Genomic DNA, 15634 nt, shown 5'->3' on the forward strand with positions numbered 1-15634 from the left:
CGTCTTAAAAATAAGAGTTCGATCCAAGAAAAAAGACTTTAGATCGAACTCTTATTAAAAAAATAATGCTTTGCTAATTTTTAGCCTGTAGGTTAAGCTTTGATAGACGAGATAAATGCTGGGATTTGGTCGAGATAATCCGGTTCTTTTAACCGTTTTACAAATGCAGTACCTATAATGGCACCCGCCGTATGCTTACTTGCTTTTTGAAAGGTCGGTTTATCGGAGATACCGAAGCCAACGATCAATGGATTTTTTAATTGGAGATCATGTATCCGCTTAAAGTAAGCTGCTGTATCGTCTCCAACATCAAGTGTTTTACCCGTCGTTGCATTGGAAGAAAGTAAATAAATAAAGCTCCTAGAAAGGCTGTCTATTTTTCTGACGCGTTCTTCAGAAGTCTGCGGTGTTACGATGAATATATTGGCGATCCCATTTTTCTCGAACGTCTCTTTGTAAAGTTCTTCGTATTCATCCATTGGTAGGTCGGGTATAATGATACCATTAATGCCTACATTTTTACATGCTTCACAGAATCTTTCCACACCAAATTGAAGTACAGGATTAAAGTAGCCCATCAAAAATACGGGGATACTGACATGCTTACGCAGGTCATTCAACTGATTAAATAACTTTTCTACAGTCATACCATTTGCCAAGGCAATTTCAGAACTGTGCTGAATGACAGGTCCATCTGCCACTGGATCGGAATAAGGGAAACCGATTTCCAGAAAGTCCGCGCCGGCATCTTCCAATTTCTTTGCAATATGGATTGTGCTGTCCAATGTTGGATACCCAGCTGTAAAATATATCGATAAAAGGGGGGTACCTTCTTTTTTCTCAATTGTATTCATGCCTTAAAAATCAAAGTATTTCATATAATTATCTAGATCCTTGTCACCACGTCCAGAAAGACAGACAACGACAGTCTCATCGCCTTTAAAAGGTATTTTTTCCAGATAAGCCAGCGCATGAGAACTCTCAATAGCCGGTATGATACCTTCTAATCGCGTAAGCTCAAGACCTGCACGCATCGCTTCGTCGTCAGTTACGCTGACATAGTTACCTCTACCGGATTTGAATAACCAAGCGTGTTGGGGGCCAATACCGGGATAATCGAGTCCCGCCGATATGGAGTAAGGTTCGATGACCTGGCCATCCGCTGTTTGCATAAGTATAGATCGGCTTCCATGTAAAACTCCCTCTTTTCCTAATGCTGTTGTAGCAGCGGATTCGCCTGAATCAACACCGTGGCCAGCGGCCTCTACGGCATACAATTGAACCGATTCTTCATCGAGGTAATGATAGAACATACCTGCCGCATTGGAGCCTCCACCGACACAGGCCAATACAATATCTGGATTTTCTCTTCCTGTTTTTGTCAAGAGCTGTTTTTTCGTTTCGGCAGAAATAATAGACTGAAAGCGAGCAACCATATCGGGATAAGGATGTGGTCCCACAACAGACCCAATGATATAATGGGTGTCGACAGGATTGTTGATCCAATCTCGCAAAGCTTCATTGGTAGCATCCTTTAGCGTTTTGGACCCTGATGTTGCCGGAATAACTTCGGCACCCATCATTTTCATCCGTGCTACATTTGGAGCCTGACGTTGAATATCAACTTCTCCCATGTACACTGCACATTGTATACCTTTGAGTGCACAGACGGTCGCTGTGGCTACGCCATGCTGTCCTGCGCCTGTCTCCGCAATGATGCGCTTTTTGCCCAGGCGTTCCGCTAATAGAATTTGGCCAATGGTATTGTTGATTTTATGCGCTCCGGTATGGTTAAGATCCTCCCGTTTTAAGTAAATCGTAGTTCCATATTTTTCAGATAGACGCTTGGCATGATATAATGGAGAAGGACGTCCGACATAATCGCTGAGCAGTTGGTTAAATTCCTCCTGAAAGCTCTCTTCTTCGATAATTTTGAGATATTCTTCACGTAGCTCTTTCACATTTGGATAGAGCATCTCAGGGATATAGGCTCCTCCAAAGGGACCATAATATCCTTTTTCATTGACTTGATATATACTCATTTTTTAATTGTATTTATACTGTGGCTTAATAGCGCAATATCTTTTAAGCCGGGTTCTACTTCAAATTTTGAATTTAAATCCAGGGCATATAGTCGTGGATCATTTCTTTCTAGCGCTGTTTTGATATTTTCGGGATCTAAACCACCGCTGAGAAAATAGGGGGTAGTAAGTTTGTATTGGTCCAATAGGGACCAGTCAAATTGTACTCCTGTACCACCATAGGAACTACTTTTGGTATCAAATAAAAAGTAGTCCACAACTTTAGCGTAAGGATCAAGCTGTATCCAGTCAAAGTTTTGATCAACTCCGAAGGCTTTCAAGATGATAACCCCTGATTTTTCTTTCAATTCAAGACAGAATTCGACAGATTCATCGCCATGCAATTGAATTACATTTAGTTGGAATTCAGTTATTTTATCTAGAATTGCTGAGAGGCTAGCATTGACGAAAACGCCGACTTTGCTTAGACCGTCAAGCTCCTTAATGTATGCGGAGGAGCTTTGACCAACATAACGTTTGGATTGATCATAAAATATAAATCCCATATAATCGATGCCCAAGGAAGCTACAGCGGTTATATTGTCGGGATATTTCATACCACAGACTTTTACTTTGACCGCCATTTTATTTTTTGATTAGTTTTTGGAAACTTCGTAAAGCTTTACCTCCCATCAATGAACCTTCTGCTTCATAAAAACAGTCGCCAAAAGATTTTTCGGGGTTAAAGGTCTTGATCGCAAATGCGGCATTGGTCAAAACAACATTGTTCTGCACATCTGTACCCTGATTGTTCAATATCGATAAGAATGTGTGGGCGGCATCCGCTATCGTTTCACCTCCTGTCAGCTCCTGGGCTGAGACTGGGGTGAAACCAAGCTCTTCCATGTTGTAGTAATTTTCCCCTTGGTTGTTGATTAACTTAAAATCACCGGTCATGGATATCTCGTCATAACCGTCCAAAGCATGAATAATGGAATATTGTTTGTTGGTGTTTTGGTATAAATAACCATACAGTCTTGCCAATTCTAAACTAAATACACCAACAGACTGAAATCTAGGATTGGAAGGATTTGTCAATGGCCCTAGCATGTTAAAGAAAGTCTTAACACCCAATGCACGACGTATCGGGGCAACAGTTTTCATTGCAGGGTGAAACAATGGTGCATGGAGAAAACAGATGTTGGCTTCATCAAGCTGGCGTTGTAGTTCAGCCTTATCGTTGCTGAATTGATAGCCTAAATATTCCATGACATTGGAAGAACCACAGCTCGAAGATACCCCGATATTACCGTGTTTTGCGACATGGTAACCAGCCCCAGCTGTGATAAAAGATGCTATTGTCGAGATATTAAAGGTATTTTTACCATCCCCACCTGTACCGCAAAGGTCAATTAAATCATAACCATCAAAATCCAGTTTGAGACATAAATCATACATCGCATCCCTAAACCCTCCAAGCTCTTCAACGCGAATGCTGCGCATACCATAAGCGGTCATAAATGCCGCAATTTGGTGGCTGTCATATTTGCCCATGGCAATGTTGGTTAGAATCTCGTAGGCCTCTTGCCGAGAAAATGTCTTGTATTCAAATAAATGCGCTAAAATTTCTTTCATGGTAATTTAAATAAAAAAAGGGCTTACCTTATTTAGGCAAGCCCATCATATCTTGACGTATTAATCAAATAATGCAATAGGAATTTGCCACAACGTTATTCGTTGTGCCACCACCAAGCTTTATTTGAGACAGTTGTTATCATTGTTGTTTTTATTAATACAAATATGGTTGATAGAATTATAAAATGCAAGTGTTTTTATTGAAAAATTTTTAAGAAAGCATCATTGGCTTAATATTGCTCACAAATATGCTGTAAAATAAAACCTGATAAGCGCGCATTTATGTAAGCCTGAGCGTGATATTTAAGGGTTATAAGAGCAGGTATCTGATAAAATGGGGCGATGAAAACAAGATGAAAATTAATAGAATACAAAATGGGCCTTATTGTTACCTTTAGAGACTAATGTAAAAGAAGCTATTTTTCTATCACGAATAACGGCAGCAAATACAAAACGCTTGAGGTATTTGACAAAGTAGACTTGTTGTGGATCAATACCTTCGAGATCGATATCACTTGTTTCTTTTCTTCCCGCTTGAGCAAAGCTAAGATATTCCAGTTGGTTGATATTTTTGCTCTGTACATTTATCCTGATTTCATCGATGCTTGCCAATAAGTATTCTTGCAGGTCTTCGTTTAGTTTTTTTGATGTGATTAGATCTTGACTTAGTATAATATCAGTAGCTAGACTAGGATCATGTAAACGTTGGACAAACCTTTTTAAAACAACAATATATTCATTGGATGTTTGTTGTTCCTGAGCAAATAAGCTTTGGCTGACCATACAGCTAATCAATAGGAACAACAATAGCTTTAATTTTATCTTCATATCTGTAAGACTTAGCTTCATCTAAATGGATTAAAACCAGGGAATAAAAAAACTCGGGAGCTAATCGGTATACACCATACTGAGGTGTCTCCGAAAAGAGGGGGATGTTTTCAATAAAAAACGCCTTTATTAAAAAGGCGTTTTTTATTTTTTAGTATTCATCTTCATTGAAGAAGAAATCGTCTTTTGTTGGATAGTCGGGCCAAATTTCTTCGATATTTTCATATGGCTCACCATCGTCCTCAAGAGATTGTAAGTTTTCAATCACCTCAACAGGTGCACCCGAACGAATAGCGTAATCGATTAATTCATCTTTTGTTGCTGGCCATGGTGCATCTTCTAGATGCGAAGCTAATTCTAATGTCCAATACATATAAAAACAATTTAAGTTCTCTATTTTCGCAAAACTATGATTTAATTTAATTTAAGCAAGTAAATCACGTGTTATTTTTGTGGTTTTAATGTAAGTAGTTGATTTTTAACGTTATAATATTTTTAGATATTCTCAAAATCACTTCCCTTTTCGTTTAACGCATTAAGTCTTGGGGACACGGATTTAATATCAGGATTTGGATAATCATTTTCGATCAAGCCATCTCGCATGCGTACAATACGGTGTGCATGTAATGCGATATCCTCTTCATGAGTCACTAGGATAATGGTATTGCCCTTGGAGTGAATTTCTTCCAGTAGACCCATAATTTCAATAGACGTTTTGGTATCAAGGTTTCCTGTTGGCTCATCGGCAAGTATAATGGATGGATCGTTGATCAACGCTCTTGCAACAGCCACACGTTGTCGTTGTCCTCCTGAGAGCTCGTTCGGCCTATGATCCATACGATGTCCTAAGCCGACACTTTCCAATGCTGCAGTAGCTTTTTCCTCACGTTTAACTTTATTATAGCCCGCATAAATTAGGGGAAGTGCAACATTTTCAAGTGCTGTATTCTTTGGTAATAGGTTAAACGTTTGAAAGACAAAACCAATTTCTTTGTTTCTTACTTCGGCGAGTTCATCGTCAGTCATGTCACTCACATTAATCCCGTTGAGGATATATTCTCCCCGGCTAGGGGTATCCAAACAACCGAGAATGTTCATTAACGTGGACTTGCCTGATCCTGAAGGCCCCATTAAGGCAACAAATTCTCCTTTATGGATGTTGAGTGTAACGGAGCTTAAGGCATGAATTGTTTCTGCACCAATTTGGTACTCTCTGGCAATATCCTTGATTTCGATTAAGATCTTTCCTGACATATTTTTTGGAGGTTCTCTAGGTTATGAAAATACGATTTATTCTTCATAATCCAATAGGAATGCATTTTGTCATATACAACTTTTTCTAGTTCCGATGCATTATCATCGTTAAAATCTTTAGTCTCTATCGGCTTGAATACATGTATTTTAACTATTCCCGGCCGAGACCCTCTTTTCGATCCGTCATCGAAAAAGATATCCCAGGCATTTTCTATAATAATGGGTACTGTGGGAACGTCATTCTGAATAGCAATTCGAAAGGCTCCGGATTTAAATGCGTGAATCTGTGGGGGGAAACCATCGTCGATTTTTCCTTCTGGGAAGATAACCACACTTCTTCCGCTTCGGACGAGTTCATTGGCACGTTGAAAAGCCTTGAAAGAAGATACTTTACTTCTTCTTGTGACCGGGATATCTATTGTTTTGAAAAAAATGCGTGTAACCGGGTTCTTAAGCAGGGAAGCTTTTCCAATAAATGAAAAAGGAGCTGGGCACAAGTAGGTAAGGGCTGTTATATCCAAGACCGAAGTATGATTGGGACACAATACCATGGAACGGTTCCAATCTATTTTTGATTCATAGCTCACCTTAAAAAATACACCAGCTAAGGCCGAACCACCAACTGATACCCAGCGTCGCATACGGGCAATCCGAGCATAATTTTTTTCGGGACGTCGTGCTAAAAAATAGATGTAAGGGAAAAACAGAAGAAAAACAAGTAGAACGCTGATAAAATACCAATACCGATGGAGTTTTTTGAGCAATAGGATCATACAAGTCAACTAATTTTGACCTAAAGTAAAAAAAGAAAATGGATAATTAATTATCCATTTTCTTTTTTAGTCTACTGTAAAACCATACTTCTTGTAAATACGCTTGGCTGTTGGCGAGTCCATGAATTTTAAAAAGTCATCTGCAGCCTGCGTATGCGGTGCGTTTTTCAATTTTGCAGCAACGTAAGTTGCGGTTGTATTTTGCGCATCAGGAATGGTAATCCCTTCGACAGGATGGCCAATTAGTTTTTGATAAACGACTTCAGAAGCCCAAACTGGAGCCGCATCAGCCTGTCCATACAATACACGCATGGGGCTTTCGCGATGGTGGATCTTAGTCAGATAAGTGCTGCCGTCGTTGACCTTATCTTCCATGATTTTTTTGACGAGTTGTTCGCCCCCGGCTTTTCTATAGGATGCTTTGATCTGCTCCCCAATTCCTTCCCATTGGGGATTAGGCATGCTGATACGAACTTTGTCATTCCCTAGATCATTCAATGTGCTGATATTAGCGGGATTTCCTTTTGGAACCATCAAACAGATATTGTTATAGCAATACACCTGCGTATGGCTAAAATAATCTGCCATTTCGTTGATCGCCCGTTTACTCGCCGTGTAAATATCGGGTTTATGCGTAATGCGTAGATTGCCTATCGTAATTGAACCGCCTTTAATCTGCTTGGCTAAAATGCCTGGTGGCAGTGTTTCAACAAAAATACGTTCGTATTGTGGGTATTCTTGTTTGAATGATGCGAGTAGATCATCGACGACCATAAATTGATTGCCAGCGAAAAAAACGGTAAGCTGCGGATTCTCGATATCACCATATAAATCTGGAATATTGTCTATCCCAGGTACCGTAAAATTTAGCGCCGATTCTGGTGGAGTATTCCAGGGCGGATCAAAAAGATGTTCTTGTGCCTTAATTTCCTGGACACCCAATAATGCTATTGTTAGACCAAGCAGTAGAAAATTTCTCATTATACTATGGTTTAACGATAACCCAACCTTCATTTGCGCGTAAGATTAATTCACCATTTCCGCTAGGAACATAACCTATAAAATCAAATAGCTCTTCTTTGGCAATATGTTTCTCTTCCAACGTATTCAGGCATTGCGCGACGATCACACCTTTCTCGACGAGATCTTTCAAGGGTTTCTCGTATTGGCTGTTCTTTTTTAGGTAGGCTTCGGTACCGCCAGAAAATCCAACCAGTTCAATTTGTAAACGTCCTTTTAATCGCGGGTCCTTCAAGACATTGTTAATATTGCGAATTGCTTTTTCAATTGTTTTTGGATCATTGCTGTCCAGTTGATAGATAGCTTTATACGCTTTTTTCTTCGCAACGGCACCGCTGTATTGATGGTTATCGAGCAACAATTTATTGTCCTGTGCTTTCGCTTGAATAGTCATTATCGCTAATAAAATACAAGCGATTGTAAATTGTTTTTTCATATTTATTATTGATTTAAAGGGATATGTATGTTTAAAAATTAAAAGGTCCGAGTTTATGTTGTTCTATACTAATGTTATCGGCATAAGGTGGATAGGGGCTATCTTTGGGCTTTTTGCTTAGATTAGGATAGTCCAATTGCTTATCTGTTTTTTGAGGTCTATCGAAAGAATTGATATACGCCGCCACATCATAGGCTTCGTCGTCTTTCAACTGAGGTGCATCATAAGTTGCGCCTAAAGGCATATTCGCTTTGATAAAACGGGCCGCGGTAAGCAATCGTGCCATCCCCGCGCCATCATTGTAGCTGTCTTTACCCCATAAGGGTGGATATTGATATCCTTTGCCAGCTGTTTGAGGCAGCCCCTGTCCATCTCGTCCATGACAACTGGCACATTTGTTCTCAAAGACCACTTGACCATGTTTCAGGTCCGCCGCACGGTTGGGAATATCCATTTTTATAAATCCTTGGCCTGCCAACCGACCTTTATTAACTGTATTCACGCTGATGTTCTTGATATAGGTGACAATAGCCCTCATTTCCTTGCTGTTTTCGGGAATAGCTCGACCATTCATACTCCGCTCAAAACAACCATTGATGCGCTCTTCAAGTGATTCAATCTTATTTTCTCGTCCAATATAGGTTGGAAAGACATTGGTGAGCCCGACGTAAGGAGCAGCAAAAGCCTTTGTGCCGCCATTAAGATGGCAGCTGCTACAGGCCAGCTTGTTTCCAATCTTGACTTCACCATCATAAAAATAATCGTATGTGTTTTTAATTAGCTTTTCACCATAACTGGCCATTTCACCTTCGGGGCTATCTTTGAAGGAGATTTCCTTAAATTGGGAAACGTGTGTAATAAGGGAGTCGTTGTGTATATCAATAGCATCTGCTTGGTTTTTCCGATTCTCATGTTTGAGTGGAAACACACATAAAGTTGTACAAGTAATGACCAATGCGACGATGATCCAGCTGAGTGCCTTTAAGTAATTTGTAAGTTTTTTATAATCCATTCCGCTAATTCATTTGTACAAATCTATGCGGCTCCAACCTGGAATTAAAACGAAGTTTGTTTATGAGACATAACATTTGGTTATAACTTGAAGTTTTGCCGTAGACAGAATTGCAGAAACTGGTTGGGCGTACCGGCAAGTCCTCCATATAAATGGGTAAAATAGAAGTAACGTTCTATTGTCAATTGTGGAATATCGACAATGGTCAATAAATTATTTAACACTTCTTTTTGCACCGTATGAATTGACAAAAAAGCAAAGCTGTTGCGACGGGCAAGGTAGCCTTTGATACTCTCTGTTGAAGGTAAGATCATTTCTATCTGTACTTCGGATAGATTGATGCGGTTATCTTTTAGTGCGTTCTCAATAATTGTTCGTGTACCCGAGCCCTGCTCGCGTAGTACCAAAGGTAAGCGTGTGATATCGGATAATACTGGATTTTTTAATTGATCTAATAGTGGGTTTTGGCTATTTGTGACAAGAACCAGTTCATCCTTCATAAAAGGAATGTATTTCAGGGCCCGGTTGTCGGTAGACCCCTCCGTGATACCTAAATCCAATGTTTTATCAATAAGCTGTTCCTCAATACTGCGGCTATTGGATTGAAAAGACTGAATACGGTTGTTGGGGTATTGGGATAGAAAATCAGCAAGTAGAGCGGGTAAAACATATTGGGAGATGGTTGTGCTGGCTCCCAACACCAGATTTCCTTTTCGTCCTTCTTGCAATTCCTGTATTTCTTGGCCCGCCTGATTGTATAGATTGATAATCTGTTGGGCATATTTATAAAGAATTTGACCTGAATCGGTTAAATTAAGATTGTTACCCTTTCTTTCGAAGAGTGGTACGCCAAGTTTCTTTTCTAGTTCTTGGATGTTTTTGCTTACTGCTGGTTGCGAGATAAAAAGGGCAGCGGCCGTTTTGGTGAAGTTAAGGTGCTGAGCAGCAGTGTAAAATACAATTAAGCGGAAGTCAAAATCCATAAAACGATAAAGGGTTATTTCTAAAATTTAAAAATAACCCTTTATCTAATGAAAAACTAAATTATTTGCTTAGTTCCGCGTAATATTTATGAAATAAAGGTATTGTTGAAATTCCCATTAGGTAATTCTCAATACCATATTTTTCATTTGGCGAGTGCAGGTTGTCACTATCCAAACCGAAGCCTAGAAGTACTGTTTTTAAACCCAATACTTCCTCAAAAAGAGCAACGATTGGAATAGATCCGCCACCCCGAGTTGGGATCGGTTGAACACCAAATGTTTCATGTAGCGCTCTCTCTGCAGCTTTGTAAGCAATGCTGTCGGTCGGTGTCACGACAGGCTCACCACCATGATGGGGCTTTACTTCAACTTTCACATAATCTGGTGCAATAGATTCAAAATGTTTTTTGAAAAGCTCCGTAATACGCTGAGAGTTTTGGTTTGGTACAAGACGCATGGAGATTTTCGCATTCGCTTTTGATGGAAGTACTGTTTTGGCGCCTTCACCGATATAACCACCCCAGATACCATTTACCTCCAAGGTTGGTCGAATACCGGTGCGTTCTAATGTTGTGAAACCTTTTTCTCCCCAGATATCTTGGATACCCAGGTCTGTTTTGTATTCTTCAATGTCAAAAGGTGCTTCATTTAATGCTTTGCGTTCTTCGGCAGTCAATTCGACAACATCATCATAAAATCCAGGGATAGCGATATGATTGTTTTCGTCATGTAATGATGCAATCAGTTTTGCTAATATCGTCGCCGGATTGGCTACTGCTCCACCATATACGCCGGAGTGTAAATCTCTATTAGGCCCCGTAACTTCAACTTCAACATAAGAAAGGCCGCGTAAGCCAGTTTCTAAAGAAGGTTGCTCCATGCTGATCATCGAGGTATCAGAAATAACGATAACATCTGCTTTCAGTCTCTCTGTATTTTCTTTAACAAACGTGCCCAAATTGACTGAGCCTACTTCCTCTTCACCCTCAATCATAAATTTGATGTTACATGCTAAAGCATCATTTTTAATCATGTATTCGAAGGCTTTTACATGCATATAAAACTGACCTTTATCATCGGCAGAACCACGTGCATAAATTTTGCCATCACGGACCGTCGGTTCGAAAGGAGGGGTATCCCACAGCTCGTAAGGATCAGCAGGTTGTACATCGTAGTGACCATATGTCAACACTGTAGGAAGTGCCGGATCGATAATTTTTTCTCCATAAACGATTGGATTACCAGCGGTAGGACAGACTTCTACATTGTCGGCTCCGGCTTCACGCAATTTCTGAGCAACAAAGTCAGCAGTCTTTTCCACATCTCCTTTAAATTTAGGATCGGCACTTACTGATGGTAAACGCAATAAATCAAACAACTCATCTAAAAAACGTTGCTTGTTTGCTTCTACATATTCTTTAATGTTTTGCATATTGTTTGTGTTTGAAACAAATTTACACAAATCGACACATTTAACTCAATTTGTTGTAACCTTTTCGGGAATAGCCGTGACTAATGTAAAAACTAATTCAAATAATTATGGAAAAGCAATCAGTAGCAGCCGTTTTGGGCGTCGGATTATTTACGTGTATTACCTTGTGTGTTTATTTTATTATGCGTTATCGAAGTGCCACAGTACACCTACCTAGCGAAAGTAGGAAAAAGGAGTCTTTGGATTGGCAAAAACCAGGAATTTTGGTCCTTGGTATCGGAGTAGGCCTGTTCATTGTCGGGATTTTGGATAACTATATCAATACAGACTTGCCAGATTCACTTGCCGTAGCAATTTTGATTATTTCTGCAGGAGTTGCGATGATAATTGCTAACCGATTGGATAAAAAACGCGATATTTAACCCGCCAATGGATGAAATCTATATTCGAAAAGTTCTGTCAGGTGATGTGGAGTCTTATCGTTATTTTATAAAAACGTATAAGGATATGGCATTTTCTGTCGCTCTTTCTATTGTGAAGGAAGAGCATTTGGCAGAAGATGCCGTTCAGGATGCATTTATAAAATGCTATCAATCGCTGTCTTCCTTTAAAGGGAAATCTAAATTTAGTACCTGGTTTTACCGGATTGTGGTGCATGTGGCTTTTAATGCCGTTCGACATAAGAAACTGGACCTGGTCAATTTTGATCTTTCCCACCATGACACATCGCATGAGGATTCTGTATTGGATGAAATAATCGCGCATGAAAGAAAAGAAATGATCAACGATGCACTCACTATCCTGCCCGCCCGGGAGTCTGTTGCATTACGTTTATTTTATTTAGAAGAACAGTCTATGGATGAAATTCAGGAAATTATGGGCTGGACATTGGCAAATACAAAAGTGATCTTACACCGGGCCCGTAAAAATATGCAGATCATCTTGAGTCAGTTAATTAAAAAAGCAGAGTATTATGGATAAGCAGCAGGAAAAATTCAGAAGGGTTATGCAAATGAGCAAAATAGAAATGCCATTCGACGATTTTGAACAACGGATCATGGGCAGCATCTTAGCGCTTGAGAAAGATAAAGAAAAAGCCCTGTCAAATAAAAAGTATGCGATTACATTTTTTCTCCTTGGGACTGTTTGCGGAATCCTGTTAAATAATTATCTGATGGCCAAAATTGAAGTTGCAGATATAACCACGGATCTTAAAAATTATAGTGCGATAGCTTGTCAAATATCTTTTGCCCTATTGATATGCTTCTTTTGTCTGCAGTTGTGGCGGTTGATCAATATGCAACAGAACATTATCAAGTCTAGCAAAAAATCTTTTTTTGAGTAAAGGTATAGGACCTGAGTTTTTGTACAAAGGACTTCCTATTTCGTTCAAATAGTGGGGGCGTGGGCCAAAATTAGTTTTTTTAGAAATAAAATTAAATTTACTGTAACAAAACATTGGTTTTATCTACTAATGTTATATTGATATTAATTTACTATCCAACAATTTTTATGAAAAGAGTTTTACAAATGCTCTTATTTTTCATTTTTGCTATTCCTGGTCTGGCTTTGGGTCAATCCAAGATTGCTGGAAAAATAAGTGATGTAAAGGACCAACTAAAGTTATCAGACGCAACAGTTATGCTATTGACTGCTAAAGATTCTATATTAACAGGCTTTACCCGGTCTGATGAAAATGGTCTATTTTCCTTAGCCAAGCCCGATACAGGATCTTATGTGCTTATTGTGAGTTACCCTAAGTATGGTGATTTTTATACGGAGATCCAATCCGGTGTGGATTATTCCAAATTGGCTATTGGTCTAACAAACACAGCTACATTATTACAAGAAGTCATCGTTACGGGACGTATTCCCATTACAATTAAAGGTGATACCACGGAATATGACGCCGGCAGTTTTAAAGTTGAGAAGAATGCCAAAGTTGAAGACCTGTTGAAAGCTTTGCCCGGCATCACGGTTGATGCATCTGGAAAGATTACTGCACAAGGTAAAACAGTCAAAAAAGTATTGGTAGACGGCGAGGAATTTTTTGGCGATGATCCAACGCTGGTAACGCGCAACATCCGATCGGATATGGTGGATAAAGTTCAGGTTTACGAGAAAAAATCCGAGCAGGCAGAGCGAACAGGAGTGGATGATGGTCAGCGTGAGCAAACTATCAATGTAAAGCTAAAAGAAGGCTCTAAAAATGGCATGTTCGGAAAAGCGCTTCTTGGTGGTGGAACCGACGACTACTATATGGGGCAATTGATGTTGAACAAGTTTAAGGGTTCGCAAAAAATATCAGTTTATGGGCTTTTCGGTAATAATGGTACCACGAGCATGAACTGGCAGGATGCCCAAAAGTATGGTGGTGATTCAGGTGTATCCTATGGTGATGACGGATCGATGAGCTGGTCTAATTTTACGGATCCTTTTTCTGGACAAGGAGTTATTGGTGTACCTAAAGCCATAAATTCGGGCGTTAACTTCTCGGATAAATTTGATAAAGATAAACATACAGTCAACATTAACTATAAATACGGAAGATTGAGCAGTGATGGAAATGATGAGACGATTACAACAGGTTTGATCAATAACAAATCGGTGAAGAATATAGATTCCGAAAATGACCAGCATCGTGCGAATCTGAAATATGACCTGAAATTAGATTCGTTAAATCTCCTAACCATACGAGGTGGAGCATCAAGAAAGAATCTTTGGTCAGATAACAAACGTGAAGCTTATCAGTTTGGCCAAAACGCAGACACAACCATTGCCGAGAATACAAGGGAATTGGTGAAAAATAATATCAACGAGTTCAACTTGAGTACCTATTTTACCCATAAATTCAAGAAAAAGGGACGTTCTTTTACATTTGATGGTCAATGGAAAAGAAATGAAATGAAAGGTACTGGGCATTTAAATTCTGACCTGAGAAATTATAGCTTAAAAACAGATTCAACTACAGATCAAAGTAAGGTACGTAACAATACAAGTGATGTGCTAAGCGCTTCAATTTCCTATACCGAACCTTTGTCCAAAATTTGGAACCTTGTTGTGGGAACTGGAATTGAGCAAAGTAATAGTAGTTCCATCGTGGAGTCTTTCAATAAGGATGGAGAGGGAAATTACACGCAATTGGATCGTCGTTTCAGTAATAACTATGATTTTGATAGAAGCAGCAATAGGTACAAATTGGCTATAGTCCATACAACTGAAAAATTTAAGTTCACTGTGGCTAATAATTTCAATAATGACAAATTGAAACAGTTCAATAACTATACAAGCGAGGGGATTACAAGAAGTTACTTTACTTACAATCCAAATGTAAGTGCAGGCTATTCCTTTACAAAAACTAAGGGGTTATGGATGAATTATACTGGTAAAAATCAATTGCCTTCTTTGAGCCAGATCCAACCGATATTAGACAACTCAGACCAGATTAATCGCTATTTGGGAAATGAAAACCTAAAACCTTCGTTTAGAAATTCATTGAATCTGAATTATAATTCGTTCCGTGTGTTGACCGGGAATTACGTGTATGTCGGCGGTAATATTTCTACCGAAAAGAATCCGATTACGCAGAATATCGATACACTAAAAGGAATCAATACATATACTTGGAATAATGTTGATGGTAAGACAAATACTTCGCTGAACGTATGGTCTGGAGTTTATTTCAAGTTGAGCAAAAAACTTGGCTTGTCCAACTCGCCACAGTTTTATGTGAATATGAGTGACAACTATAACATGTTCAATCACCAATTGAATAAAGTAAATACGACGAACTTTAATTTTACGTATAATTTTAAAAGAGATACCAAGACAGGTTTAAATTTTGACCTGAACTTTAGTCCACAATATCGTTTGATGAAATCAAGTTTGGAACGCAATACCAATAGCAATGGTTTCGTATTCGCTTCCAACGGAAGTGTGGAGTATTTCTTCAACAAAACATTTAAGGTTTACACGAATTATACCTACTCCTATGAGGCAGCGACCAAAGCTTTTGATGAGAAGTTTGAGCAGTTTTTGTTGCATCCGGGTGTAAGCAAGAAATTCTTGAAAAATGAATCGTTGGTGTTGGATTTTATGATCAATGATGTTCTTAACCAAAACAAGGGCTTTAGTCGTTCGGCATCGACTTCTGTCTTTACGCAACGTCGATATGATACGATACGCAGATATTATATGCTTAAACTATCATGGGATTTTACAAAAATGTTTTTATAAAATA

The 15634-nt window shown here is 39.1% G+C and carries 17 protein-coding genes; 4 read left to right on the plus strand and 13 right to left on the minus strand.

Going from position 1 to position 15634, the window contains the following annotated elements; all coding sequences use genetic code 11:
• Nucleotides 1-92: 92 nt before the first annotated feature.
• The 13 genes from trpA to B3600_RS05475 form a co-directional block, all read right to left on the minus strand.
• On the minus strand, nucleotides 93-854 hold the full coding sequence (gene trpA, locus B3600_RS05415; RefSeq protein WP_286752336.1) for a tryptophan synthase subunit alpha: 762 nt from the start codon (nucleotides 852-854) through the stop codon (nucleotides 93-95).
• A gap of 3 nt (nucleotides 855-857) precedes the next feature.
• A complete protein-coding gene (gene trpB / locus B3600_RS05420) occupies nucleotides 858-2042 on the minus strand; it encodes a tryptophan synthase subunit beta (protein WP_070562076.1) in 1185 nt (394 codons plus the stop codon).
• Nucleotides 2039-2665, minus strand: a complete 627-nt coding sequence (locus tag B3600_RS05425; RefSeq protein ID WP_112373782.1) for a phosphoribosylanthranilate isomerase — start codon at nucleotides 2663-2665, stop codon at nucleotides 2039-2041. Before B3600_RS05425 ends, trpB begins: the two co-directional genes overlap by 4 nt.
• A gap of 1 nt (nucleotide 2666) precedes the next feature.
• Nucleotides 2667-3656 carry an anthranilate phosphoribosyltransferase gene (gene trpD, locus B3600_RS05430; protein WP_070562080.1) on the minus strand — a complete coding sequence of 330 codons (990 nt, stop codon included), beginning with the start codon at nucleotides 3654-3656 and terminating at the stop codon, nucleotides 2667-2669.
• Nucleotides 3657-4016: 360 nt separating this feature from the next.
• On the minus strand, nucleotides 4017-4484 hold the full coding sequence (locus B3600_RS05435) for a hypothetical protein (RefSeq protein ID WP_146752998.1): 468 nt from the start codon (nucleotides 4482-4484) through the stop codon (nucleotides 4017-4019).
• Nucleotides 4485-4635: 151 nt separating this feature from the next.
• Nucleotides 4636-4857, minus strand: coding sequence for a DUF2795 domain-containing protein (locus tag B3600_RS05440; protein WP_028072584.1), 222 nt, complete (start codon nucleotides 4855-4857; stop codon nucleotides 4636-4638).
• A gap of 122 nt (nucleotides 4858-4979) precedes the next feature.
• Entirely contained in the window at nucleotides 4980-5738 is a 759-nt protein-coding gene (locus B3600_RS05445) for an ABC transporter ATP-binding protein (protein WP_070562268.1), read from the minus strand.
• Nucleotides 5720-6511, minus strand: a complete 792-nt coding sequence (locus tag B3600_RS05450) for a lysophospholipid acyltransferase family protein (RefSeq protein ID WP_286710145.1) — start codon at nucleotides 6509-6511, stop codon at nucleotides 5720-5722. Before B3600_RS05450 ends, B3600_RS05445 begins: the two co-directional genes overlap by 19 nt.
• Nucleotides 6512-6577: 66 nt before the next feature.
• Nucleotides 6578-7492 (minus strand): substrate-binding domain-containing protein, encoded by a 915-nt coding sequence (locus B3600_RS05455; protein WP_286752337.1) that lies wholly within the window; start codon nucleotides 7490-7492, stop codon nucleotides 6578-6580.
• Between the two features lie 4 nt (nucleotides 7493-7496).
• Nucleotides 7497-7967, minus strand: a complete 471-nt coding sequence (locus tag B3600_RS05460) for a DsrE family protein (RefSeq protein WP_286752338.1) — start codon at nucleotides 7965-7967, stop codon at nucleotides 7497-7499.
• A gap of 31 nt (nucleotides 7968-7998) precedes the next feature.
• Nucleotides 7999-8979 (minus strand): c-type cytochrome, encoded by a 981-nt coding sequence (locus B3600_RS05465; protein ID WP_286752339.1) that lies wholly within the window; start codon nucleotides 8977-8979, stop codon nucleotides 7999-8001.
• 80 nt (nucleotides 8980-9059) lie between these two features.
• Nucleotides 9060-9962 (minus strand): LysR family transcriptional regulator, encoded by a 903-nt coding sequence (locus tag B3600_RS05470; protein ID WP_070562282.1) that lies wholly within the window; start codon nucleotides 9960-9962, stop codon nucleotides 9060-9062.
• Nucleotides 9963-10023: 61 nt separating this feature from the next.
• Nucleotides 10024-11394 carry a dipeptidase gene (locus B3600_RS05475; RefSeq protein WP_286752340.1) on the minus strand — a complete coding sequence of 457 codons (1371 nt, stop codon included), beginning with the start codon at nucleotides 11392-11394 and terminating at the stop codon, nucleotides 10024-10026.
• A 107-nt stretch (nucleotides 11395-11501) separates the two neighbouring features.
• On the opposite strand from B3600_RS05475, the gene B3600_RS05480 reads away from it, so the two are divergent.
• The 4 genes from B3600_RS05480 (at nucleotide 11502) to B3600_RS05495 (ending at nucleotide 15630) form a co-directional block, all read left to right on the plus strand.
• Nucleotides 11502-11816, plus strand: a complete 315-nt coding sequence (locus B3600_RS05480) for a hypothetical protein (protein WP_139144912.1) — start codon at nucleotides 11502-11504, stop codon at nucleotides 11814-11816.
• Between the two features lie 7 nt (nucleotides 11817-11823).
• A complete protein-coding gene (locus tag B3600_RS05485; protein ID WP_070562291.1) occupies nucleotides 11824-12375 on the plus strand; it encodes an RNA polymerase sigma factor in 552 nt (183 codons plus the stop codon).
• Complete coding sequence (locus tag B3600_RS05490) at nucleotides 12368-12739, plus strand: hypothetical protein (RefSeq protein ID WP_286752341.1); 372 nt, start codon at nucleotides 12368-12370, stop codon at nucleotides 12737-12739. Before B3600_RS05485 ends, B3600_RS05490 begins: the two co-directional genes overlap by 8 nt.
• A gap of 167 nt (nucleotides 12740-12906) precedes the next feature.
• Nucleotides 12907-15630, plus strand: coding sequence for an outer membrane beta-barrel protein (locus tag B3600_RS05495; protein ID WP_286752342.1), 2724 nt, complete (start codon nucleotides 12907-12909; stop codon nucleotides 15628-15630).
• The last annotated feature ends 4 nt before the right edge of the window (nucleotides 15631-15634 follow it).

Origin of the sequence: Sphingobacterium sp. UBA2480, assembly GCF_002341965.1 — a bacterium.
Taxonomy (GTDB): domain Bacteria; phylum Bacteroidota; class Bacteroidia; order Sphingobacteriales; family Sphingobacteriaceae; genus Sphingobacterium; species Sphingobacterium multivorum.